General features: G+C 73.0%; 26 protein-coding genes. 12 read left to right on the plus strand and 14 right to left on the minus strand.

The genetic code is table 11. The annotated features are described in order from the left end of the window. The first annotated feature begins 41 nt into the window (after positions 1–41). Positions 42–860 (plus strand): alpha/beta fold hydrolase, encoded by an 819-nt coding sequence (locus tag AC0I8G_RS20770; RefSeq protein WP_471731630.1) that lies wholly within the window; start codon positions 42–44, stop codon positions 858–860. Between the two features lie 27 nt (positions 861–887). Here the strand turns inward: AC0I8G_RS20770 and AC0I8G_RS20775 are convergent, their stop codons facing one another. From AC0I8G_RS20775 to AC0I8G_RS20795, 5 genes are all read right to left on the minus strand, one after another. Next, the gene (locus tag AC0I8G_RS20775) at positions 888–2,045 is read right to left on the minus strand and encodes an SIS domain-containing protein (RefSeq protein ID WP_471731631.1); all 1,158 of its coding nucleotides are present in this window, start codon (positions 2,043–2,045) and stop codon (positions 888–890) included. Next, entirely contained in the window at positions 2,042–2,224 is a 183-nt protein-coding gene (locus AC0I8G_RS20780) for a Trm112 family protein (protein WP_471731632.1), read from the minus strand. Before AC0I8G_RS20780 ends, AC0I8G_RS20775 begins: the two co-directional genes overlap by 4 nt. After that, positions 2,224–3,693, minus strand: a complete 1,470-nt coding sequence (locus tag AC0I8G_RS20785) for a phosphomannomutase/phosphoglucomutase (protein ID WP_471731633.1) — start codon at positions 3,691–3,693, stop codon at positions 2,224–2,226. Before AC0I8G_RS20785 ends, AC0I8G_RS20780 begins: the two co-directional genes overlap by 1 nt. A gap of 54 nt (positions 3,694–3,747) precedes the next feature. After that, positions 3,748–4,017 (minus strand): hypothetical protein, encoded by a 270-nt coding sequence (locus AC0I8G_RS20790; protein ID WP_328294935.1) that lies wholly within the window; start codon positions 4,015–4,017, stop codon positions 3,748–3,750. Positions 4,018–4,080: 63 nt separating this feature from the next. Next, complete coding sequence (locus tag AC0I8G_RS20795; RefSeq protein WP_471731634.1) at positions 4,081–4,479, minus strand: DUF3499 domain-containing protein; 399 nt, start codon at positions 4,477–4,479, stop codon at positions 4,081–4,083. Positions 4,480–4,576: 97 nt separating this feature from the next. Between AC0I8G_RS20795 and AC0I8G_RS20800 the strand changes: the two genes are divergently transcribed. Next, positions 4,577–5,011: a metallopeptidase family protein gene (locus AC0I8G_RS20800; protein ID WP_471731635.1), complete on the plus strand. Its 435-nt coding sequence runs from the start codon at positions 4,577–4,579 to the stop codon at positions 5,009–5,011. Positions 5,012–5,105: 94 nt separating this feature from the next. Here the strand turns inward: AC0I8G_RS20800 and AC0I8G_RS20805 are convergent, their stop codons facing one another. From AC0I8G_RS20805 to AC0I8G_RS20830, 6 genes are all read right to left on the minus strand, one after another. Then, entirely contained in the window at positions 5,106–5,705 is a 600-nt protein-coding gene (locus AC0I8G_RS20805) for a GTP-binding protein (protein WP_380259429.1), read from the minus strand. Further along, positions 5,689–6,192 (minus strand): DUF742 domain-containing protein, encoded by a 504-nt coding sequence (locus tag AC0I8G_RS20810; RefSeq protein ID WP_471731636.1) that lies wholly within the window; start codon positions 6,190–6,192, stop codon positions 5,689–5,691. Before AC0I8G_RS20810 ends, AC0I8G_RS20805 begins: the two co-directional genes overlap by 17 nt. Then, positions 6,189–6,626 carry a roadblock/LC7 domain-containing protein gene (locus tag AC0I8G_RS20815; RefSeq protein ID WP_328294930.1) on the minus strand — a complete coding sequence of 146 codons (438 nt, stop codon included), beginning with the start codon at positions 6,624–6,626 and terminating at the stop codon, positions 6,189–6,191. The genes AC0I8G_RS20810 and AC0I8G_RS20815 overlap by 4 nt, the downstream gene beginning before the upstream one ends. Before the next feature lie 5 nt (positions 6,627–6,631). Continuing rightward, on the minus strand, positions 6,632–8,752 hold the full coding sequence (locus AC0I8G_RS20820) for an ATP-binding protein (protein ID WP_471731637.1): 2,121 nt from the start codon (positions 8,750–8,752) through the stop codon (positions 6,632–6,634). Between the two features lie 186 nt (positions 8,753–8,938). Continuing rightward, on the minus strand, positions 8,939–9,289 hold the full coding sequence (locus tag AC0I8G_RS20825; protein ID WP_380259426.1) for a hypothetical protein: 351 nt from the start codon (positions 9,287–9,289) through the stop codon (positions 8,939–8,941). A 74-nt stretch (positions 9,290–9,363) separates the two neighbouring features. After that, positions 9,364–9,633: a WhiB family transcriptional regulator gene (locus AC0I8G_RS20830; RefSeq protein WP_380162206.1), complete on the minus strand. Its 270-nt coding sequence runs from the start codon at positions 9,631–9,633 to the stop codon at positions 9,364–9,366. 521 nt (positions 9,634–10,154) lie between these two features. Between AC0I8G_RS20830 and cofD the strand changes: the two genes are divergently transcribed. Genes cofD through AC0I8G_RS20845 form a run of 3 tightly spaced genes read left to right on the plus strand, consistent with a single transcriptional unit; the run spans position 10,155 to position 12,792 of the window. Further along, positions 10,155–11,138 carry a 2-phospho-L-lactate transferase gene (gene cofD / locus AC0I8G_RS20835; RefSeq protein ID WP_471731668.1) on the plus strand — a complete coding sequence of 328 codons (984 nt, stop codon included), beginning with the start codon at positions 10,155–10,157 and terminating at the stop codon, positions 11,136–11,138. After that, positions 11,135–12,184 carry a coenzyme F420-0:L-glutamate ligase gene (cofE, locus tag AC0I8G_RS20840; protein ID WP_471731638.1) on the plus strand — a complete coding sequence of 350 codons (1,050 nt, stop codon included), beginning with the start codon at positions 11,135–11,137 and terminating at the stop codon, positions 12,182–12,184. The genes cofD and cofE overlap by 4 nt, the downstream gene beginning before the upstream one ends. 5 nt (positions 12,185–12,189) lie before the next feature. Next, complete coding sequence (locus tag AC0I8G_RS20845) at positions 12,190–12,792, plus strand: cyclase family protein (RefSeq protein ID WP_471731639.1); 603 nt, start codon at positions 12,190–12,192, stop codon at positions 12,790–12,792. Here the strand turns inward: AC0I8G_RS20845 and AC0I8G_RS20850 are convergent. Both AC0I8G_RS20850 and AC0I8G_RS20855 read right to left on the minus strand, forming a co-directional pair. Then, positions 12,766–13,731, minus strand: coding sequence for a DNA-3-methyladenine glycosylase family protein (locus AC0I8G_RS20850; RefSeq protein ID WP_471731640.1), 966 nt, complete (start codon positions 13,729–13,731; stop codon positions 12,766–12,768). The genes AC0I8G_RS20845 and AC0I8G_RS20850 overlap by 27 nt on opposite strands. After that, positions 13,728–14,642 (minus strand): DMT family transporter, encoded by a 915-nt coding sequence (locus AC0I8G_RS20855; RefSeq protein WP_471731641.1) that lies wholly within the window; start codon positions 14,640–14,642, stop codon positions 13,728–13,730. Before AC0I8G_RS20855 ends, AC0I8G_RS20850 begins: the two co-directional genes overlap by 4 nt. Before the next feature lie 49 nt (positions 14,643–14,691). Here AC0I8G_RS20855 and AC0I8G_RS20860 point away from each other — a divergent pair, with 49 nt between their 5' ends. Further along, positions 14,692–15,633, plus strand: a complete 942-nt coding sequence (locus AC0I8G_RS20860; protein WP_471731642.1) for a LysR substrate-binding domain-containing protein — start codon at positions 14,692–14,694, stop codon at positions 15,631–15,633. Positions 15,634–15,648: 15 nt separating this feature from the next. Here AC0I8G_RS20860 and AC0I8G_RS20865 read toward each other — a convergent pair whose 3' ends face one another. Further along, on the minus strand, positions 15,649–16,278 hold the full coding sequence (locus AC0I8G_RS20865) for a helix-turn-helix transcriptional regulator (protein WP_471731643.1): 630 nt from the start codon (positions 16,276–16,278) through the stop codon (positions 15,649–15,651). Positions 16,279–16,444: 166 nt separating this feature from the next. Between AC0I8G_RS20865 and AC0I8G_RS20870 the strand changes: the two genes are divergently transcribed. The 6 genes from AC0I8G_RS20870 (at position 16,445) to AC0I8G_RS20895 (ending at position 20,682) form a co-directional block, all read left to right on the plus strand. Then, positions 16,445–16,723 (plus strand): GlsB/YeaQ/YmgE family stress response membrane protein, encoded by a 279-nt coding sequence (locus AC0I8G_RS20870; RefSeq protein WP_471731644.1) that lies wholly within the window; start codon positions 16,445–16,447, stop codon positions 16,721–16,723. Between the two features lie 117 nt (positions 16,724–16,840). After that, a complete protein-coding gene (locus tag AC0I8G_RS20875; RefSeq protein WP_380158056.1) occupies positions 16,841–18,247 on the plus strand; it encodes a nucleotidyl transferase family protein in 1,407 nt (468 codons plus the stop codon). Between the two features lie 50 nt (positions 18,248–18,297). Continuing rightward, complete coding sequence (locus tag AC0I8G_RS20880) at positions 18,298–18,804, plus strand: hypothetical protein (RefSeq protein WP_471731645.1); 507 nt, start codon at positions 18,298–18,300, stop codon at positions 18,802–18,804. After that, positions 18,801–19,136, plus strand: a complete 336-nt coding sequence (locus AC0I8G_RS20885; protein WP_471731646.1) for an antibiotic biosynthesis monooxygenase — start codon at positions 18,801–18,803, stop codon at positions 19,134–19,136. Before AC0I8G_RS20880 ends, AC0I8G_RS20885 begins: the two co-directional genes overlap by 4 nt. A 63-nt stretch (positions 19,137–19,199) precedes the next feature. Then, positions 19,200–19,577 carry a YciI family protein gene (locus AC0I8G_RS20890; protein ID WP_471731647.1) on the plus strand — a complete coding sequence of 126 codons (378 nt, stop codon included), beginning with the start codon at positions 19,200–19,202 and terminating at the stop codon, positions 19,575–19,577. Further along, complete coding sequence (locus AC0I8G_RS20895) at positions 19,564–20,682, plus strand: RNA polymerase sigma factor (protein ID WP_471731648.1); 1,119 nt, start codon at positions 19,564–19,566, stop codon at positions 20,680–20,682. Before AC0I8G_RS20890 ends, AC0I8G_RS20895 begins: the two co-directional genes overlap by 14 nt. Positions 20,683–20,787: the final 105 nt, after the last annotated feature.

Here is a 20,787-nt window from a genome sequence, read left to right on the forward strand (position 1 = left end):
TCGAGGCCATGCTGAGGCTCTCGTCGACGAAAGGCAGGTCCATGCCCACCTTCACCACTCCCGACGGTGTCGAGATCTACTACACCGAGGCCGGGACCGGCCGACCGATCGTGCTGAGCCACGGGTGGCCGTTGAGCTCGGACGCCTGGCAGGTCGAACTGAAGGTGTACTCCGACGCCGGGTACCGCGTCATCGCCCACGACCGTCGCGGCCACGGCCGGTCCGAGAAGACCGCGAACGGTCACGACATGGACACCTACGCCCGCGACCTCGCGGCGCTGATCGAGTCCCTCGACCTGCACGACGTCGTCGTGATGGGTCACTCGACGGGTGGCGGCGAAGTCGTCAAGTACGCCGCGAAGTACGCGAACGGCAGGGTGTCGAAGGTCGTCACGTTCGGCGCGGTCCCTCCGCTGATGGCGAAGACCGACACCAACCCGGACGGGCTGCCGATCGAGGTGTTCGACGGGATCCGCGCCGGGGTCCTGGCCGACCGCTCGCAGTTCTACCAGGACCTGTCGGAGAGCTTCTTCGGCGCCAACCACGGCCGCGCGGTCTCCCAGGGCGACAAGGACGACTTCTGGCGCCAGGGGATGCTGGTGAACCTGGTCGCGGCCTACGACTGCGTGAAGGCGTTCTCCGAGACCGACTTCACGCAGGACCTCGAGGCCCTGGAGGTCCCGATCCTCATCTGCCACGGCGACGACGACCAGATCGTGCCCATCGACGGCGCGGCGAAGAAGTCCATCACCCTGGTGAAGGACGGAACCCTCAAGGTCTACGAGGGTGCCCCGCACGGCATCCAGGGCGACTACCAGCTCGCCCTGCACCGCGACGTCCTGGCCTGGCTCGCCGGCTGAGACCCGACGACCCGCAGGTCGTCGACCTCAGCCCAGTCGGTCCTTGAGGTCGGCGACCTGCGGCGAGCGTTCGGGGTCGATCCCGGACGCCAGCGCCAGGTACACCGAGGCGTAGTCGGTGCGGGCGATCAGCTGCGCGAGCCGCTGCGCGGGGGTTCCCTCGTCGGCGACGAGTTCGGAGACCCGCACCCCGGCGTCGCTCGCGGTGGTGACCACGGCGTTCGCGAGCCGGCGGTCCTCGTCCGACACCGCGAGCGGGGAGTCGCGGACCATCAGCAACTGCAGGCGGGGCCCGGCGGGGCCGTCGACGAAGGGGTCGGCGAACACGTCGTCGACGCCCGCCGCGAACGGCCCGCCGAACGTGGCGACGACCTCGCTCGCGTCGTCCGGCAGGGCGCCGCTTACCGCGGGGACCCGCGACGTGCGGGCCAGCATCCCGGCCGCGCGGCGGGCCGCCGCGGCCATCAGGTCACCGTCACCGAGCACGACCGGGACCGCGCCGGAGACCTCGAGGGCGAGGACCTTCGCCGGGTTCACGAACGTCTCCGTCCACGGGCGGCACGCCTCGGCCTCGGCGTCGAGGCGGTCCGCGACCCCGGCGAGTTCGCTCGCCGACGCGGACAGCAGACCCATCGCGTCGCAGGCCAGCAGCACGGGCGTCACCAGCGACCACAACGCGACCCGGGACGAGCGCGGGTCGCCGCCGTCGGCGCGGACCCCGCGGGCGGGCCGGACGTGCACGTTGCCGTTGCGGGAACCGATCTCGGCCAACGGGGAACCGTCCCCGGCGACCGCGACGACCCGCGCCCCGCGCCGGGACGCCTCGACGGCCAGCGCCACCGGGCCCGGCGCGCGACCGGACAACGAGACGGCGATGACGAGGTCGAGCGGGCCGACCCAGCTCGGCAGCGGACCCCCGTGACGGACGACGACGGGAACCGGGCAAGCGCGGCCGGCCAGCGACTGCACGATGTCGGCGACGACGGAACTCCCCGCCAGCGCGGCGATGACCACGGCACGCGGGCGGTCGTCCTCGGCGAGGCGCACGACCCGCGCCTCGGCGGAGAGGTCGAGGGCTTCGCGGACCTGCGCACCGGCGCTGGCGAGCGCCCGCAGGACACCGGTGGAGTCGGCGCCGGTGAGCTGGTCGCCGTCGGCGAGCAGGGTCTCGTCGAGGGCGTTCACGCGCTCGCGCCCGGCTGGATCGCCTGGTCGGCGAGCAGGACGGGAACCCCGTCGAGCACCGGGTAGCGCAGGCCCGAGGGCGTCACGAGGAACTCCGCGCCGTCGACCGTGGTCGGGGAGAGGGGCTCTCCCGAGACCGGGCAGCGCAGCAGGTCGAGGACCCAGCCGTCGAGCGCCATCAGTTGCTCCCCCGGACGAGTTCGAGCACACGGTCGCGGATCACGGTCATGGTGGCCTCGTCGGCGCCCTCGGCGTTCAGCCGCAGCAGGGGTTCGGTGTTGGAGGCCCGCAGGTTGAACCACCACATCGGTTGCCCCGCCGAGGCCGGGTGGAACACGGTGACGCCGTCGAGGTGGTCGATCTCGAGTTCCTCCCCCTCCGCCGCAGCCTGTTCGGTGATCGCGTCGACGACCTTCACGGTCGTGGCCGCGGCGTCGTCGACGGTGGAGTTGATCTCGCCGCTGGCGACGTACTTCTCGTACTCGGCGGCGAGTTCGGAGAGGGGGCGGTCCTGCTCGGCGAGCGCGGCGAGGACGTGCATCGCGGCGAGCATGCCGGTGTCGGCGGACCAGAACTCGCGGAAGTAGTAGTGGGCGGAGTGCTCGCCGCCGAACACGGCGCCGACCTCGGCCATCTGCTCCTTGATGAAGGAGTGCCCGACGCGGGTCCGGACGGGTTTCCCCCCGTCGGCGGTGATGATCTCGGGCACGGCCCGGGAGGTGATGAGGTTGTGGATGACGACGGGTTCGCGGCCGGCGAGGATCTCCTTGGCGATCTCGCGGCGGGCGACCATCGCGGTGACGGCGCTGGGGCTGACCGGGTCGCCGTTCTCGTCGATGACGAAGCAGCGGTCGGCGTCACCGTCGAAGGCGAGGCCGATGTCGGCGCCGTGCTCGGGGACGGCCTTCTGCAGGTCGAGGAGGTTCTTCGGGTCGAGGGGGTTCGCCTCGTGGTTGGGGAACGTCCCGTCGAGCTCGAAGTACATCGGGACGACGTCCAGCGGCAGCGGCGCCAGACCGGCGTCGATGCCGAGGACCGCGGGAGCGGTGAAGCCGCCCATGCCGTTCCCGGCGTCGATGACGACCTTGAGGCGGCGCGCACCGGTGAGGTCGACGAGGGTGCGCAGGTGCTGGGCGTAGGCCTTCAGCAGGTCCTGCTCGTCCACCTCGCCGATCGACCCGGACCCCTCGGGGACGCTCGCGGTGTCCAGCCAGCCCTGGGCGAGGTCGCGGATCGCGGAGAGCCCCGAGTCCTGGCCGACGGGCTTCGCGCCGGCCCGGCACATCTTGATGCCGTTGTACTGGGCGGGGTTGTGGCTCGCGGTGAACATGGCGCCGGGGATGTCGAGGAACCCGCTGGCGAAGTAGAGGCCGTCGGTGGAGCAGAGCCCGATGAGGGTGACGTCGACCCCGCGGGAGGCCAGTCCCTCGGCGAAGGCCCGGGACAGTTCCGGGGAGGAGGGACGCATGTCGTGGCCGATGACGGCGCGCGGTGTCGCGCCGGTCGCGGCCTCCGGGAGGACGACGACCTCGGCGAACGCCGCCCCGATGGCCCGGACCACGCCCGCGTCGAGCTGGTCGGGGACCGTCCCCCGCACGTCGTAGGCCTTGATGAACGACGACAGGTCAACGGAGGAAGAGGCGGTCACGCTCCGGAGCCTACAAGCGCACCCCCGCGGACGCGGTGCCGACGAGGGGTGCGACTACTGCTTGCGGGTGCGGTCCAGGACGGCGTCGACGGAGATCGGCCCGCTCGCGGACATCCAGCTGCGTTCCTCGCAGACGTGGCAGGACACGAAGCGGACGGGGGTGCCGTCGGTCAGGGACATCGACAGCTGCGTGACGCGCTCGCTCCCGCAGTGCGTGCAGGCCGCGGTCTCGCGGTGGGCGGCCTGGGTGAGCGACCCCAGCGGCGGGGCGCTGCGGGTGGCGCGGGGGCGACGGGTCGCACGGGGCGGGTTGGCGGCGGGCACGACCGTTCATCGGCAGGTCGCCCCGGCGGTTGAGGAGTCCGTCCGGGTGATGCCGGGGGCCGGTCAGCTCTCCCGCAGGACCCGCAGGTGGCCCCGCCGCACCGCCGGCGCGTCCGGGTCGATGCCCCGGGTGGGCGCCGGCTTGTCGCGCAGCGAGTCCGCGAGGGCGTCGATGTCGTCGTGGTGGCGGGCGGCCTCGACGAGGTCGGGGGCCAACCGCACGACCTCCCACCCGCGGGGCGCGGTGAGCCGCTCGGCGTGCTCGCCGCAGAGGTCGTAGCAGTGCGGCTCGGCGAACGTCGCGAGCGGGCCGAGGACGGCCGTGGAGTCGGAGTAGACGTAGGTGAGCGTCGCGACCGCGGGCTTGCCGCAGGCCGTGCGCGAACAGCGCCGGGCGGTGGGCGCGGCGGAGCGGCCGGCTCCCGGGCGGGAGGCGTTCGTTCCAGGGGTGCGGGTGCTCACGCGCGCACGCTACCTCCACGTCCCCCGTGAGGTCGGACACCCGCGGAGTGTCTGCGCAGCGTGTCTCCGGAGGGCCCCGCGTGGGTAGTCTCGCCCGGTGGTCCTCCGACGCCGGGCGCAGACCCGTCCACGCCGCCGCCGCGACCGGCACGGTCGTGGCCTGCGCGGTCCCCTGTTGCCCGCTGCGCTGCCCGCTGCGCGCACCCGGGCCGAACGCTTCGACGACCTGGTGCTCGACGCGGTGGAGCTGCTGGAGCGGCGCTGGGCCGAGCAGCTGGCCGGGGTGGAGTTCGCCGTCGAGGACGTCCCGCCCTCCGACCCGGCGCCCTGGGAGGACGACGTCGTCCCGCTGGGCCGCCTCTTCCCGGCTCACGGTAACCGTCCGGCACGGGTGGTGCTGTACCGCCGGCCGCTGGAGACGCGCGCCGACGGTGACGAGCTCGACGACCTCGTCGCCGACGTCGTGGTCGAGCAGGTCGCGCACCTGCTGGAGCTGCCCCCCGAGGACGTCGACCCGCGCTACTCCGACTGAGCGCCCCGGTGGGGGTCGCCACGTCGGGGTCGTGGACGCCCCGCGCCGAACCTAGCGGCGCGAGGCGTCCACGACCCGAACCCGCACGCCGAGATCAGGCGGCGTTGCGGGCGCGGGACAGGATCAGCTGCAGCAGCGTCAGCACGACCCGCTTGACGCCCTCGCGTTCCCGGGCGTCGACGGACACCACGGGGACGGCGGGGTCGACGTTGGCGGCGGCGCGGACCTGGTCCAGGGTGAGCTGGCTGCGGTTCGCGAAGGAGTTGACGGCCAGCACGAACGGCAGGCCGATCTTCTCGAAGTAGTCCAGGGCCACGAAGCAGTCGTCGATCCGGCTGGGGTCCACCAGGATGATCCCGCCGAGCGCACCGTCGGCGAGGTCGTTCCACATGAACCCGAAGCGGTCCTGCCCCGGGGTGCCGAACATGTACAGGATGATGCTCTCGTCGATCGTGACGCGACCGAAGTCCATGGCCACGGTCGTCGTGGTCTTCTCGCTGGCCTCGCCGGCGTAGTCGACCCCGATGGACGCCGAGGTCATGGCGGCCTCGGTGCTCAGCGGTTCGATCTCGGACAGGGCCCCGACGGTCGTCGTCTTCCCGACGCCGAAACCGCCGGAGACGAGGATCTTGACCGGGATCGGGGGACGTTTCACGGGCGCCCGCGGGGGCGCGACCTCAGAGTGCAGCGACACCGTTGATCAACCTCTCGATGAACGAGACGTCGAACGCGAGGGACTTCGCGGTGGACGTCGTGATGAGCAGTTCGCGGGCGACGAGGTCGCCGACGAGGACCTGGGCGACGCCCAGGGGGATGCCGACGAGGGCGGCGACCTCGGCGACGGAGCGGACCTCGGCGCACACGTCGAGGACCTGTCCGAGTTCGAAGGCGAGCGAGCGCTTCGCCGCCACCTCCACACCCTGCGGGGTGAGCACGGCCGTGGTCTCCATCGCGATCCCGGCAGCCCCTCCCCCGGTCCGTCCGCCGGTCAGCAGGTAGGCCCGGACCTCGGAGCCGGTCTCCTCGGTGAACTCGTCGGGGAGGTCCTGCGCGAGGTGGGCCGGCACCGGGGCGGCGGTGGCCGCCGCCCCGGACGTCGTTGCGGCACTTCCGAGGAAGGGACGGTCGAACTCGTCGAACTCGTCCTCCTCCTCGGAGCCGTACTGCTCGAGGGGAGTCACAGCTCCAGCGACGTCTTCAGCTCGGTGATGAGTTCCGGGGTCAGCAGCGCCCCGACGCGCTCCACGAGCATCGTCGTCTCGTAGCCGACGAGACCGAGGTCGCAGTCGGCGGCGGTGACGACACCGAGGCAGGCCCGGCCGGCGATCGAGGAGACCAGCAGGTACCCCTGGCCGAACTCGGTGATGACCTGGCTCAGCGGACCCTTGTGCAGCAACCGCGAGGCCGAGACGGCCAGCGTCGTGAGGCCGGAGACGGTCGCGGCGAGCTTGTCCGCGTCCGCGCGGTCGAGGTCGGCGCGCATGGTCATGAGCAGCCCGTCGGAGGAGACCCCGATGGCCTGCTCCACACCGGGAGTCTGGGAGACGAAGCGTTCGAGCAGGAAGTTGACGTCCTGCGCGGTCTGGCTGACGAGGTTCTGGGAGTCGACGCTCATCGGGTTCACTCGCTCTCGGTGGTGGTGTCGGCGGAGGTGTCGGCGGAGCTTTCCTTGCGGGCGCGGGCGACCCCGCTCTGCAGGCCGGAGAGGCCACGACGGACCTCGTCGGCGGAACGGGACGTGGCCGCGGTCGCCGCCGCGGCGTCACCGGTGTCGGGCAGCTGCGCACCGCGGACGCGGGTGCGGACGACGGTCTCCGGCAGGTCGGCGGGCAGCGCCGCGACCTGCGGCCCGACCCCCTCCTCGGCCGTGCGACCGAGGTCGCGGCCGAGGTCGGCGAGCTGGGCCCCGCGGACGCGGGTGGAGGGAACGCCGGAGGTGGCGCGGGACTGCGGGACCGACGTCTTCAGCGGGGCGACCGCCTGGACCGGGACGACCTCGGCGACCGGAGCCGCGACGGGGACCTCGACCCGCGCCGCGACCGGAGCGGCCTCGACCACGGGTTCGACCACGGCTTCCGCCGTGACCTCGGTGACGGGCGCGCCGACGAGGGCGAGCTCGGGCTCCGGGGCGGACTCCACGACGGGAGCCACGACGGGTTCCACGACGGGGGCCGCAGGAACGGCCGCACGGGAACCGAGCACGACGAGCGTGTTCGGCAGCACGACGGTCGCGACGACACCGGAGCCGGGGGCGCGGGAGAGGCGGACGGACATGGTCCAGCGGGCCGCGAGCAGACCGACGACGTGGTGACCGAGCAGACGCGAGTCCGGACGGGTGTTCGCCGCGTTCTGGATGCGGTTGTTGGCGACGGCGATCTCGTCGTCGCTCATGCCGACACCGGAGTCGGTGACCGAGAGGGCGTAGCCACCGTCGACGGTCGGGGAACCGCTCACGACGACGCGGGTCGTGCTGGGCGAGAACGCGGTCGCGTTCTCCAGCAGTTCCGCCAGCAGGTGGGTGACGTCGGCCGCGGCGCTGCCGTGCAGGGTCGCGTCGTCGAGCTCGGTGATGTCGACGCGGGGGTAGTCCTCGATCTCGGCGAGGGCCGCGCGGACGACGCCGACGACGGGCACCGGGCGGGACTTGGTGCGGGTCTGCTCCGCGCCGGCGAGGACGAGCATCGACTCGGCGTTGCGGCGGACACGGGTGGAGAGGTGGTCCAGGCGGAACAGCTTGTCGAGGACCTGCGGGTCGCGCTCGGAACGTTCGAGCTCGGCGAGGAACGCGAGGGTGCGGGTGAGCAGGTTCTGGTTGCGGCGGCCGAGGTTGACGAGCATCTCGGCGGCGGCGACCTCGTTGCGGTGCTGCTCGAGCGCGAGGTCGAGGGCGCTGTCCTGGACGTGGTTGAACGCGACGGCGAGGGCGGCGAGTTCGTCCTTCGTGGCGACCTCGAAGGCCGGCAGCGTCGGCGGCACGCCGTCGGCGGCCAGGACGCGGATCTCGCCGATGGCCTCGGGCAGGCGCTCGGAGGCGACCTCCTCGGCGCGGGCGGTGAGTGCGCGCAGCGGGACGACGACGGTGCGGATCAGGGCGATCAGCATGAGCGCGACCAGCACGACGGCGAGGGCGGCGAAGCCGATGATGAGCAGCTGGGCGATGTGCGCCACGCGGGTCGCGTGGGCCTCGGCCGCGGCGCTGCGCTCCGTGACGGACGCCTCGAAGCGGTCCATCACGGTGAGGATCTGCTGGTAGACCGGGTAGCCACCCTCGAGGATGTGCTTCTCGGCGTCGGCCGTCCGACCGTCGCGGTAGGCGATGACGGCGCGGTTGTCGTAGTCGATGAACTGGTCCCAGAGACCGATGAGCTCGACGTTGATAGCCTGCTCGTCCTTGCTCATCAGACCCGTGGGGGCGGTCTTCAGGGCCGTGACGAGGGTGGTGCGGTCGTCGAGGTAGGCGACGCGGTTGCGGTTGTCGTCCGCGAGCGCGGCGTCCACGCCGATGCGGTAGGTGTCCCACGCGTAGGCGTTCTGCCAGGCGCTGATGTCGGCGTCGTAGTAGCGCTGCTGGTTGACGTACTGGACGAGCTTCGTGGCGTCCTGGGCGTCCCGCAGGGTCTTGGACTGCTGGTGGCTCCCGACGAACGCGACGGCGCCGGTGATCAGGGTGAGCGCCAGGATCACCCCGAAGGCGATGGCGAAGCGTGCGCCCACTCGGACGCGACGCAGCAAGAAGGTCATGCGTTCTCCTCTTCCAACGTGGGTGCCGGGCGGGCCGGTGGGTCCACGAGCAGTCATCGGTGACGTGCGACCGGAACGGTCCGGTCCTGGAAGAGGTGTCGTCCTGCGGGGAAGCGGCCGTGAGCGGCTGAAAGTGTGACGCGTGGTACCGAAACGATCGTCGAACCCGGGAGGTCCGGTGGAGCCTCAGCGCTTCCAGAGCAGCGACGCGAGCTCCGAGGCGACCGCCGGCGGTGCGGGGTCCCCCACGGTCAGGGCGACGACGCTCAGCAGGACGTGTCCCTGCTCGTCGCTCTGGACGCGGATCCCGTAGTCGACGGCACCGAGCACCAGGTTGAACCCGGGCCGCCCCGAGGCGACCTGGGCGACGGCGGCGACGGAGGCCCGCAGGCAGCCCCTCGGGTCCACGTCCTCGAGGCGCAGCGACGCGGCCGCGAAGGTGGTCACCACCTCGGCGAGCACGTCCTGGTCGTGCTGCGCGTGCTCCCCGAGCCGCGAGGCGACGGCCTGGCGACGTTCCCAGATGGACTGGCTCATCGGTACCTCCCCGAGTTCGGCGGGAGGCAGACGGCCCCCTCACCCGTGGGTCTCGGCAGGTCGGGGCCGAACCTTCAGCTGATGCGGCGCTTGAGGCGGCGACGTTCGCGTTCGGAGAGACCGCCCCAGATGCCGAACCGCTCGTCGTTGCCCAGCGCGTACTCCAGGCACTCCTGGCGGACCTCGCAGGACTGGCAGACGCGCTTGGCCTCGCGGGTCGAGCCGCCCTTCTCAGGGAAGAACGCCTCGGGGTCGGTCTGGGCGCACAGCGCGAGCTCCTGCCAGCCCGGGTCCTCCGGGGTCAGACCCGAGAGGCCGGTGAGGCCACCGGTCAGGTCCACCAGCGAGAGCTCCGGGCGGCCGTCCGCGTCGAGGGGACCTTCCGCGTCGGCCTCGTCGTCAGCCGCGTCGCCAGCGTCGTCAGCCTCGATGTCGGCGTCCTCGTGCGCGAGCGGGGCCAGCACGACCAGGGCCTGCGGCGGGGCCGCGGCGCGGTCGAGGGGGACGACGGTGTCCACCGTGCCGACCGGATCGCCAGTGCTGGCGACCGGCGAACGGAAGGAGTCGTCGATGAACCGGAAGTCGTCGTCAGTCATTCGGTGGCCCCCACAGCCTCGGTCTGTCACTCCGTGCGCCCTGATCACGCGGTGTGCTGTGCCAGTCACACTACGACCACCACTGGTGGAATTACACGCGTGTCGTCCCTCAGAGTCAAGCCCAGCGTGGTATCTCACCCGTCTCCCTGCAACGGTTCTGCCACATCCATCACACGAACACCACGATTCCCCGTGATCCGTCCGGGTGACGGGTGCGGTGACGGGGGATGATGGCGCCCGTGAGCGACGCGAACCGACCGAGCAGGGCCCTGCAGATCACCGCTCTCGCCGGCGGCGTCGGCGGTGCCCGGTTCCTGCGCGGACTGCTGGCCCACCTGCGCTCCTCGGGGGATCCCGCCCGGCGCGAGGCGCAGGTCACGGTCATCAGCAACACCGCCGACGACATCACCCTGCACGGGCTGCGGATCTCCCCCGACCTGGACTCCGTGATGTACACCCTCGGCGGGGGCATCGACGAGGACCGCGGCTGGGGTCGCTCGAGCGAGACGTCCGGGGTCGCCGACGAGCTCGCCGCCTACGGGGCGCCACCGTCCTGGTTCACCCTCGGCGACAAGGACATCGCCACCCACCTCGTCCGCACGCGCCTGCTGGGCGAGGGCGCGACGCTCTCGGAGGCGACCGCCCGCCTCTGTGAACGCTGGCGGCCCGGGGTCCGGCTGCTGCCCATGACCGACGACCGCGTCGAGACCCACGTCGACCTCGCCGAGGCCGACGGGTCGACGCGACGCGTGCACTTCCAGGAGTGGTGGGTCCGCCTGCACGCCGCCGTCCCGGCCCTGCGCATCGAACCCGTGGGGGCCGCCACCGCCCGCCCGGCCCCCGGCGTGCTCGAGGCGCTGCGCGAGGCCGACGTCGTCGTCCTGCCGCCCAGCAACCCCGTCGTCTCGATCGGGACGATCCTGCAGGTCCCCGGGATCCGCGAGGCCCTGGTGCGGACGTCGGCGCCCGTCGTCGGGGTCTCGCCCGTCATCGCCGGCGCCCCCGTGCGCGGGATGGCCGACGCCTGCCTGGCCGCCATCGGCGTTCCCACCACCGCCGCCGCCGTCGCCGGCCTCTACGCCGACTTCCTCGACGGCTGGCTCGTCGCCGAGGAGGACGAGCCCCCGGTCCGCTCCGGGCTGGAGGTCCGCCGCCGCCCGCTGCTCATGAGCTCGCCCGCGGCGACCGCAGACCTCGCCGGGGCCGCCCTCGACCTCGCGCTCGAACTCGACCGGAAGGACCCCGCCGCGTGAGCGGAACGCCCCCCACCAGCCTGCAGCTCGTCGGGGTCCCCGGGATCGCGGAGGTCGTGGCCGGCGACGACGTCGCGGGTCTCCTCGTGGACGCCCTGTACGCCCAGCGCACCTCCCTCAGCGACGGCGACGTCCTCGCCGTGTCCAGCAAGGTCGTGTCCAAGGCCGCCGGGCTGACCGCCCCCGCGAGCGAGCGGGACGAGGTCGTCCTGCGGGAGTCCCGGCGCCTGGTCGCGGCCCGACGCACCCCGCACGGCGTGGCCCGCATCGTGGAGTCCGCCGCCGGCCCGGTGATGGCCGCCGCCGGGGTCGACGCCTCCAACGTGGTCGGCGACGTGGTGCTGCTGCTGCCCGCCGACGCCGACGCCTGCGCCCGGGAGCTGCGCGTCCGCTTCCGGGAGATCACCGGCGCGAACGTCGGCGTGGTCGTCACCGACACCGCCGGCCGCCCGTGGCGGGCGGGGCAGACCGACTTCGCGCTGGGCAGCGCCGGGCTCGCCGCCCTCGACGACCTCCGCGGGCAGACCGACACCTCGGGCCGGGAGCTGAGCGTGACCGCCCGGGCGGTCGTCGACGAGATCGCCGCCGCGGCCGACCTGGTGAAGGGCAAGACCTCCGGCGTTCCCGCCGCCCTGATCCGGGGCCTGGCCGACCTCGTCCTGCCCGCCGACGTCGAGGTCCCCGGGGCCCGCTCGCTGGTGCGCGCCGCGGCCGGGGACTGGTTCCGCCTCGGGCACGTCGAGGCCGTGCGGGCGGCGCTGGGCGCGGGCTCGGTGGAGCCACCGCCGGTGGAGGCGGGAACCCTCCTCGAACGCCTCGAACGCGCCGCCGAGGTGGCCTGCGCCGCGGGGCCCGTGGCCGGCGCGGTGATCGCCGTGGAGGACGACGGTTCGGGTCCGGCGCTGCGCCTGGAGGCCGAGGACGACTTCGCCCTCGGCGCCCTCACCCAGCGCACGCTCGCCGCCTTGTGGACGGAGTTCCTGGTCGGTCTCCTCGACCGCGAGGAGGGCTCCGTGCTGGTGCGGGTCGTGGAACTCCCTCGCTGATGTGGGTGGACCTCAGCCGCCCCGTCGCGGTCGGGACCCCGGTGTTCCCGGGCGATCCGGAGTTCAGCGCGGAACCCGCCACGACCATCGCGGCCGACGGTTTCGCGGTGACCCGGCTGGGTCTGGGCACCCACACCGGAACCCACGTCGACGCCCCCGCCCACGTCCACCCGGACGGCGCGACCCTCGACGAACTCCCGTTGGGGCTGTTCGCCGGGCCCGCCCGGGTCCTCGACGTCTCGGGCCGCTCCGTCGTCGACGTCGATCAGGTGCGGGACGCCGAGGGTGAGCGGATCGTGCTGCTGCACACCGGCTGGGACGAGTTCGCCGGGACCGGGCGGGAGTTCGACCACCCGTTCCTCACCCCCGCCGCGGCGGGGTTCCTGCGCGCCGGCGGGACGCGGACCGTCGGGATCGACACCGCGAGCGTCGACGCCCCGGACTCCCTGGCGGCGCACCGGGTCCTGCTGGGGACCCGGGCCGATCCGGGGGTCCTCGTCGAGAACCTCCGCGGCCTCGGCGGACTCCCCCCGCGGGTGGAGTTCTTCGCGTTCGGGTGGGCGCTGAGCGGTGGCGACGGATCACCCGTGCGCGCGGTAGCGCGCTGAGACCGCCCGGTTCGGGGTGTGCGTCGGCAACGTCATCCGCGGCGCTCGACGTGGGCGCCGGTGCCCGGCGAGTTCCAGCAGCCGCTGGACCCGGAACCGGTGCCCCCGGTAGCACTCGATGACCTCGGCGCAGCCGGCGTCGTCGAGGACCTCCCCCGTCAGGGCCCAGGAGACGTTCTTGGCCACGTGGTAGTCGCCGAAGCTGAACGCGTCGGCGTGGCCGTGGGCCCGTTGCCGGATCTCCGCGGACGTCCAGACCCCGATGCCCGGCAGCGACCGCAGGGCGGAGTCGGCGGCCTCGGGCGACATCTCCAGGGTGCGTTCCAGGCCGGCCGCGCGCGGTGCGGCGAGGATCGTGACCTTCCGGCGCCGCAGTTCCACCCCCGCCTGCAACCACTCCCAGGACGGGATCCGCGACCACTGCTCCGGGGTCGGGGGCAGCGTCAGCCCGGCCGGACCGGGGGCGGGTTCCCCGAAGCGGTGGACGAGGCGGCGCCACGCCGCGAAGGCCTCGACGCTGGTGACGACCTGCTCCAGCGCGGAGGCGGAGAGCGCTTCGAAGACGGCGCGGGTGCGGATGACCCGGAAGTGCGGGTTCTCCCTCCACGCCTGGACGAGGGTGGGGTGCTCGGGGCGCGGGACGAAGTCGGTGTGGTCGTCGTCGGCGTCGCCCAGCAGGTGCGGGACCCCCTCGAGCGCCCACCCGGTCCCCGGGCCCCACGCCTGCGCGTGGACCTCGGCGTCGGCGGGACGGGCGCGGACCCGGAGCAGGACGGGACCCTGCGGGGTCCGGGTGGCGCGCCAGACGGTGCCGTCGGGATCGCGCCGGAAGGTCGGGTCGCCGGCTCCGCGTCGCAGCGTCCCCAGGCTCTGCGCGACGGCGACGGGGCGGCCGGGCCGCCAGCGCAGTTCTCCGTCCGGTGTCACGCCTTCCGTCACGTCCTCACGGTAAGCGCCGGGGCGGACTGATCGGCCCGTTTCCCCGGCCTGCGGGTGGCCAGGAAGGACCCGGCCAGGACGAGGACGAACCCGAGCACCGTGGTCACCGTGATCCGCTCCCCCAGCACCACCGCACCGGCGATCACGCCGACGACGGGGTTCACGTAGACGATGGCCGTGGCCCGGACCGGGCCGAGCTCCCCGATGAGGGCGAACAGCAGCACGAAGGCTCCGGCGGTGCAGACCACGGCCAGCGTGACGAGCGCCGCGACGACCTGCCCCGAGGGGAGCTCCGCCGGCAGACCGGGGCCCAGGAGGACGACGGGCACGTAGGTCAGCGCCGCGAGCACCAGGCTGGCGAGCACGACGGAGGTCCCCGGCAGGTCGGAGAGGTGGCGGGCCAGCACGGCCGGCCCGACGGCGTAACCCACCACGACGACGAGCATCTCCGCGACGGCCCCGAACTGCCCCGGCACCAGGTCGAACCCCACGAGCGTCGCGACCCCGAGGGTCCCCAGGCCGAGTCCCGCCCAGCCGGTGAGCCCGAGCCGCTCGGCCCGCCCGCCGGCGAAGGCGACGAGGACGCCCACCACCGGGACGACCGAGACGAGCACCGCGGTGGTCGAGCTGGGGAGGTCGTGCTCGGCCCGGGCCAGGAACAGCCACGGGCCGACGATCTCGAACCCCGTGTAGGCCGCGAGCGCCGGCCAGCGTCGCAGCAGGGTCGGCAGACCGGCGCGGACGTCCCTGCGGGACAGCGCGATCGGGGCGAGGACGAGGGCGGCGAGGGCGGTGCGCGCCAGCACCATCGTCGAGGGCGGGAGCTCCTCGCCGACCACCTTGATCAGCAGGTACGGGATCCCCCAGGCGAACCCGAGGGCGGCGAAGATCAGGGCGGCACGGCGGGTCACCCGTCGATCGTGCTCCCGCGCGACCATTCAGTCCAGCTAGAGTTTCCTCATGAGTCTCGACAGCGAGAACTTCACGATCGATCTCCGCCGGCTGCGTCTGCTGCGCGAGGTCGAGCGCCGCGGGACGGTGGCCGCGACGGCCGCCGCCCTGCACCTCACGCCGTCGGCGGTGTCGCAGCAGCTCGCGGGTCTGGCCCGCGAACTCGACGTCCCGCTGCTGGAACGCGTGGGGCGCGGGGTGCGGCTCACCGGTCAGGCCCGGGTGCTCCTCACCCACGCCGACGCCGTGTCCGCGCAGCTGGAGAAGGCCCGCGCCGACCTGGTCGCCTTCGACGCGGGGACGGTCGGCGAGGTCCGGATCGGCTCGCTCGCCAGCACCATCGCGGCGCTGGTCGGCCCGGCCATGCGGCGACTGCGCCACGACCGTCCGGGGTTGCGGCTGCTGGTGCGCGAACGGGACGCCGTCGCCGCCGTCGCGGGTCTGGACGCCGGGGACCTCGACGTCGTCGTCGCGGTCGACCACCCGGGCGGGCCGCGCCGCGACGACGCCCGCTACGACCGGGTCGACCTGCTCACCGACGTCCTCGACGTCCTGCTGCCGGGCGAGCACCCGCTGGCCGGGCGCGACGCGCTCGCCCTGCGGGAACTGGCCGACGAGGAGTGGATCGCGGCCGCCGGCGACGACGCCTGCACGCAGATCACCGTCGCCGCCTGCGCCACCGCGGGGTTCGCCCCCGACGTGCGTCACCACACCCTGGAGTACGACGCCCTCGCGGCCCTCGTCGCCGCCGGGGCCGGGGTCGCCCTCGTCCCGCGGATGGCGCACCCGTTGCGTCCCAGCGGGTTGCGGGTCATCCCCCTGACCGGTCCCAGCCCGGCCCGGTCGATCTACGCCGCCACCCGGGCCGGGCGCGGCGCCGACGCCCCCACCGCTGCCGTCCTGGAGGAACTCCGGCGCGTCGCCGCCGAACGCCCCGACGCCACCCCCTGATCGCGGGGTGGCGACCTAGGGTCCGCCCAGCCAGTGGTCGATGCGGCGGTGGTCGGGTGCGAAGCCGTGCGCGACCCCCCAGAGCACCGCCTGCGTGCGGCTCTGCGCGTCGATCTTCCGGTAGATCGAGCGGATGTAGGACTTCACGGTGTTCGGGCTCAGGTAGGTGAGCCTGGCGATGTCGGCGTTGTTCTTGCCCTGGGTGATGAGGGCGAGGATCTCGGACTCCCGGTCGGTGATCCCCTCGGTGCGGCCCGGCCAGTCGAGCCCGAGCGCGCTGGCGGCGCGCCGCGGTGGGGTGCTGAACACCCGCTCACCGGCGTGCACGGCCTCGATGGCCGCGACGAGGTCGCGGGCGGGCAGGGTCTTCGAGAGGTAGCCGTGCACGCCGAGGGAACGGGCCGTCTCCACCAGTTCGGGCTGGAAGTTCCAGGTGTAGACCACGACGCGGCGCACGCGCGGGTTGCGCACCAGGGCCGCCACCTCGGTCGCGTCCGACTCCGGCTGGGCGAAGGAGTCGTAGAGCACGACGTCGACGTCGTCGTGCAGGGCCGCGTTCGCGTCGATCTCCGCCACCACCACGCGGTCGCGGTAGGAGTCGAAGAGGTGCGCCAGTCCCACGAGGACGACGTCGTAGTCGTCCACGAGGGCGACGGTGATCGGGCGGGTCCGCGTCAGGGTGTCGATGCGGCGAAGCTACCACCCCTAGGGGTGTACCAGCCCCTCCCGCCAGGTGGTCGAGTGGGCACACGGCCCGACCCCGGGCCCGACCACCGCGCGGCCCGGCCGCGCTCACCACCAGGAGATCCACATGGGCCTCATCGGCACCGTCGTCACCGTCATCGTCGTCGGCCTCATCGCCGGCGCCCTCGCCCGCCTGCTCGTGCCCGGCCGTCAGTCGATGTCGGTCGGCATGACGATCCTGCTGGGCATCGTCGGCTCGTTCGTCGGCGGTTTCCTCGGCTTCCTCATCTTCCACAAGGACGCCTCCGACGGCTTCCTGCAGCCCGCCGGAATCATCGGTGCGGTCATCGGTTCGGTCATCGTGCTGCTGATCGTGGGAGCGCGGGGTCGCCGCGCCGTCCGCTGACCCGACCGTCGGCCGACTTCGCCGTCTGCTCACCCCGGCGGGCTACGAGGTGACACGCTGTGACCTGGACCAGCAGGATGGGTTCACGGACGACGCCGCGATTCGGAGGAACGCCGCATGGAGATCGCAGCCGACACGCTTCAGAAGGCTCTACGGGTCAACCTGGACCCGCGCTGGTACGGGACGATCGCCGAGATCGGTGCCGGGCAGGAGGTCGCGCGCTGGTTCTTCCGCGCCGGAGGTGCGGCCGGGACGGTGGCGAAGTCGATGTCGGCCTACGACATGGCCGTCAGCGACGCCGTCTACGGCAAGTCGGACCGCTACGTCTCGCTGGGCCGGTTGCAGGCGATGCTGCAGCACGAGCTGTCGCTCAACGTCGAACGCCTCACCGAGGCGCGCGGTGACGACACCTGCTTCTTCGCCTTCGCCGACACGGTGGTGGCCCGCAGCTACCGGGGCGGCAACGAGTGCCACGGGTGGATGGGGGTCCGCTTCCAGGCCCACCCCAACGACGAGCCCAGCCAGATCGTGCTGCACGTGCGGATGCTCGACGACGACGCGGGGCTGCAGCAGGAGGCGCTGGGCATCGTCGGCGTCAACCTGCTGCACGCGGCGTTCTTCGAGCGCCACGAACCCGAGCAGGTGGTGGCGAGCCTGCTGGACAAGCTGTCGACCGGGCGCATCGAGATCGACGTGATCCAGTTCCGCGGCATCGAGTTCCGCCACGTGGACAACCGGGTGATGGCGCTGCAGCTGGTGCAGCTCGGTCTGTCCGGCGTGGCGATGTTCGGTCCCGACGGGGAGGTGCTGCAGCCCTCGGAGGTGCTGCGCAAGCACGCGGTCCTCGTCGAGCGCGGCAGCTTCCGCCCCCCGACGGTCGTCAACATCGACATGCTCGCCTCGGCGGAGCAGAAGTTCGCGGAGCAGGACGCCGAGGGTGCCCCGGTCCTCGCCCTCGCCGAACTGACGATGCGCAACCTGCGGGCCGCCGGCGACAAGGTCGACCGGCGGGACTTCCTGGCCCGGGCCGACCTCCTCGGGGCGTGCGGCATGACGACGGTCATCTCGGACTACTACGAGTACAACCGCCTCGCCGAGTACCTCCAGCGCCGCACCAGCGAGCGCATCGGCATCGTCATGGGCGTCCCGAGCCTGGTGAACCTCTTCGACGAGAGCAACCACGCCCACATGCAGGGCGGGATCCTGGAGAGCTTCGGGCGCCTGTTCAAGAACGACCTCAAGCTCTTCGTCTACCCGATGCAGGACCAGGAGACCGGCGAGACGCGGACCGTGGAGGACCTCCAGGTCGCGGACGACCTCCAACCGCTCTTCGACTTCCTCGCCCGCCGCGGCAGCTTCGTGCACCTGGACAACTACAAGCCGGAGTACCTGCCGATCCTGAGTCGCGACGTGCTGCGGCGCATCGGGGCCGGGGACGACAGCTGGGAGTCCATGGTGCCCGAGGAGGTCGCGTCGATGATCATCAAGCGGAACTTCTTCGGCTACAAGCGGAAGAGCGACTGAGCCGGCCCGGAGGGCTTGACGCTGCAACGGCGTAATCGTGTAATCGCTGCATGAGCGATGACGCTGACGTGACGGCCTGGCTCTCCGGCCGCCTGCCCGACGACTGGTTCGAGACCGCCCCGACGGTCTCCCTCGACCGCGAGGAGATCGTGGTCACCGGCGTGCTGCCCCGCCCCGACACCCCCGAGGGCGGTGCGGCCGCCGAGCGCCGCGCGGAGGCCGGCCGGATCACCCGGTTCCGTGAGGACACCCGGGGTGCCCGCATGAAGATCGCCGACGAGGCCGAGGCGCTGTTCGGGCGCAAGGTCGCCTGGGGCGCGGACTGCGGCGAGACGCAGGAACTCTTCACCACCCTCGCCACCCCGGTCATGACCAGGCTGCGCCAACCCCAGCGCAAGGTCCTCGACACCCTCGTCGACGCCGGGGTCGCCCGCACCCGCTCGGAGGCGCTGGCCTGGTGCGTCCGGCTCGTCGGGCAGCACCAGCAGGACTGGATCGAGCAACTGCGCGACGCGCTCGTGAACGTCGAACGCGCCCGCGCGGCCGGCCCGGCGTGAGCGTCGTCGAGTACCTCCGCTACGTGGTCGCCGCGGAGCAGGCCGCCGAGTTCGAGGCCGCCTACGCCCGGGCCGGCGCCGTCCTCACCCGGGCACCGGAGTGCCTGGACTGGGAACTCGCCCGCCGCACCGACGCCGGCACCGGCGCGGGCGAGGACCCCGACCCGGCGGGCACGGTCCGCTACGTCCTGCGGATCCGGTGGACCTCCGCGAGCGAGCACCTGCAGGGTTTCCGGCAGGGACCGTTGTTCCGGGAGTTCTTCGCGGCGATCCGGCCCTACCTGCCGGACGTCGCGGAGATGCGTCACTACGAGGTGTCGATCGAGGGCTGACCCGATCGTCACACTGGCGAGCGACGACCACACCGGACGCCGCCGGACCGGAGGGACGAGGCGATGCGCTACACGCTGCTGCTGCACTACCCCGAGATGACCCGGGACGACCTGGACGCCGAGGCGGTCGAACAGGGTCAGCGCGCCTTCGCGGCCTACGCCCAGGCCCTCGACGCCGCGGGGGTCCTGCTCGCCGCCGAGGTCCTGCGGCCGTCGGAGAACAGCACCACCGTCCGCACCGTCGACGGCGCGATCCGGGTGCAGGACGGTCCCTACGTGGACACCAGGGAACAACTCGGCGGGACCTTCGTCGTGGACGTCCCCGACCTCGACACCGCGCTGGAGTGCGCGAAGCAGGCCCCCTCCGTCGAGTGGGGTGTCGTCGAGGTCCGCCCCGGGGCGGTGTTCTACGCCGACGGGGCGTGGCGTGGGAACGGCTGAGGCCCACGCCCGGAGCGCGGCGGAGCAGGCGGCCCGGTCGTCGTACGGGCGGCTGGTCGCCCTGCTCGCGGCGGCCTCGGGTGATCTGCAGCTCGCCGAGGACGCGTTGTCCGCGGCCCTGGAACAGGCGCTCGTGACCTGGCCCGGGCAGGGAGTTCCACGCAACCCGGCGGCCTGGTTGCTGACCGTGGCACGCAACCGGCAGCGGGACGTGTGGAGGTCGGCGGCGCACCGCACCTCACGACCCCTCGACACCGCCCTGGAACTCCCGGCGAACGACGCGGCGAGCGGGGAGTTCCCCGACGAACGACTGGAGCTGCTGTTCGTCTGCGCGCACCCGGCGATCGCGGCGAACGTCCGCACCCCGCTGGTGCTCTCGTGCGTCCTGGGTTTCGAGGCCGGGGCCATCGGGGCGGCGTTCGCCCTTCCCGGACCGACGATGGCGCAACGGCTCGTCCGCGCGAAACGCCGCATCCGCGACACCCGCATCCGGTTCGGGACACCGTCCCTGGCGGAGATGCCGGACCGGCTCCCCGTCGTCCTCGAAGCGCTCTACGGGTGTTCCGCACTCGGCTGGCACGACGAGGCCCGCCACCTGTCGCTGACGCTGGCGGAACTCCTGGCCGACGCGCGGCTCGACGACCCCGAGGCCTGGGGACTGGCCGCGTTCACCCACCTGACCGGTCCGCCGGACACCCTGGAACTCGGTGAGGGGCTGCTGCGACGCGCGTCGGCGGCCGGCGCGCTCGGCCGGTTCCAGCTGGAGGCGGCGATCGCCGCCGTGCACGCCGACCGTCGCCGCACCGGGACCACCGACGACCCGGCCCTGAGAACCCTGTACGCGGCGCTCAACGCGATCGCGCCGTCACTGGGTTCCCGTGTCGCGGCCGCCGCGGTCACCGGCCGGTTGCACGGCCCCGGAGCCGGTCTCGCGGAACTCGACGCGATCGGGGCCGAGCAGTTCCAGCCGTACTGGGCCACCCGCGCGCACCTGCTCGCGGAAGCGGGTCACCCCGCCCGGGAGGCCTACGACCGGGCACTGGCCCTCACGACCGACGACACCGCCCGCACCCACCTCGAGGGCCGCCGGGGACTCGCCCGGTAGGGTCCCGCCCTGGGCGACTTCAGCGGCACCGACGACGGTCCTCCCCGGTGGCGCCACCGGGACCGGTCGGACGTTCCGGACAGGTTCTCAGCCACGGGCGGCCCC

The sequence above is a fragment of the Kineococcus sp. AC630 genome, assembly GCF_979255925.1.

Bases quoted from the DNA above. Each gene is read 5' to 3' on its own strand.
- AC0I8G_RS20870 (WP_471731644.1), top strand. From the start codon at position 16,445: ATGGGCCTCATCGGCACCGTCGTCACCGTCATCGTCGTCGGCCTCATC.
- AC0I8G_RS20875 (WP_380158056.1), top strand. From the start codon at position 16,841: ATGGAGATCGCAGCCGACACGCTTCAGAAGGCTCTACGGGTCAACCTG.
- AC0I8G_RS20890 (WP_471731647.1), top strand. From the start codon at position 19,200: ATGCGCTACACGCTGCTGCTGCACTACCCCGAGATGACCCGGGACGAC.
- AC0I8G_RS20880 (WP_471731645.1), top strand. From the start codon at position 18,298: ATGAGCGATGACGCTGACGTGACGGCCTGGCTCTCCGGCCGCCTGCCC.
- AC0I8G_RS20770 (WP_471731630.1), top strand. From the start codon at position 42: ATGCCCACCTTCACCACTCCCGACGGTGTCGAGATCTACTACACCGAG.
- AC0I8G_RS20780 (WP_471731632.1), bottom strand. From the start codon at position 2,224: ATGGCGCTCGACGGCTGGGTCCTCGACCTGCTGCGCTGCCCGGTCTCG.
- AC0I8G_RS20825 (WP_380259426.1), bottom strand. From the start codon at position 9,289: ATGAGCCAGTCCATCTGGGAACGTCGCCAGGCCGTCGCCTCGCGGCTC.
- AC0I8G_RS20820 (WP_471731637.1), bottom strand. From the start codon at position 8,752: ATGACCTTCTTGCTGCGTCGCGTCCGAGTGGGCGCACGCTTCGCCATC.
- AC0I8G_RS20860 (WP_471731642.1), top strand. From the start codon at position 14,692: ATGAGTCTCGACAGCGAGAACTTCACGATCGATCTCCGCCGGCTGCGT.
- AC0I8G_RS20815 (WP_328294930.1), bottom strand. From the start codon at position 6,626: ATGAGCGTCGACTCCCAGAACCTCGTCAGCCAGACCGCGCAGGACGTC.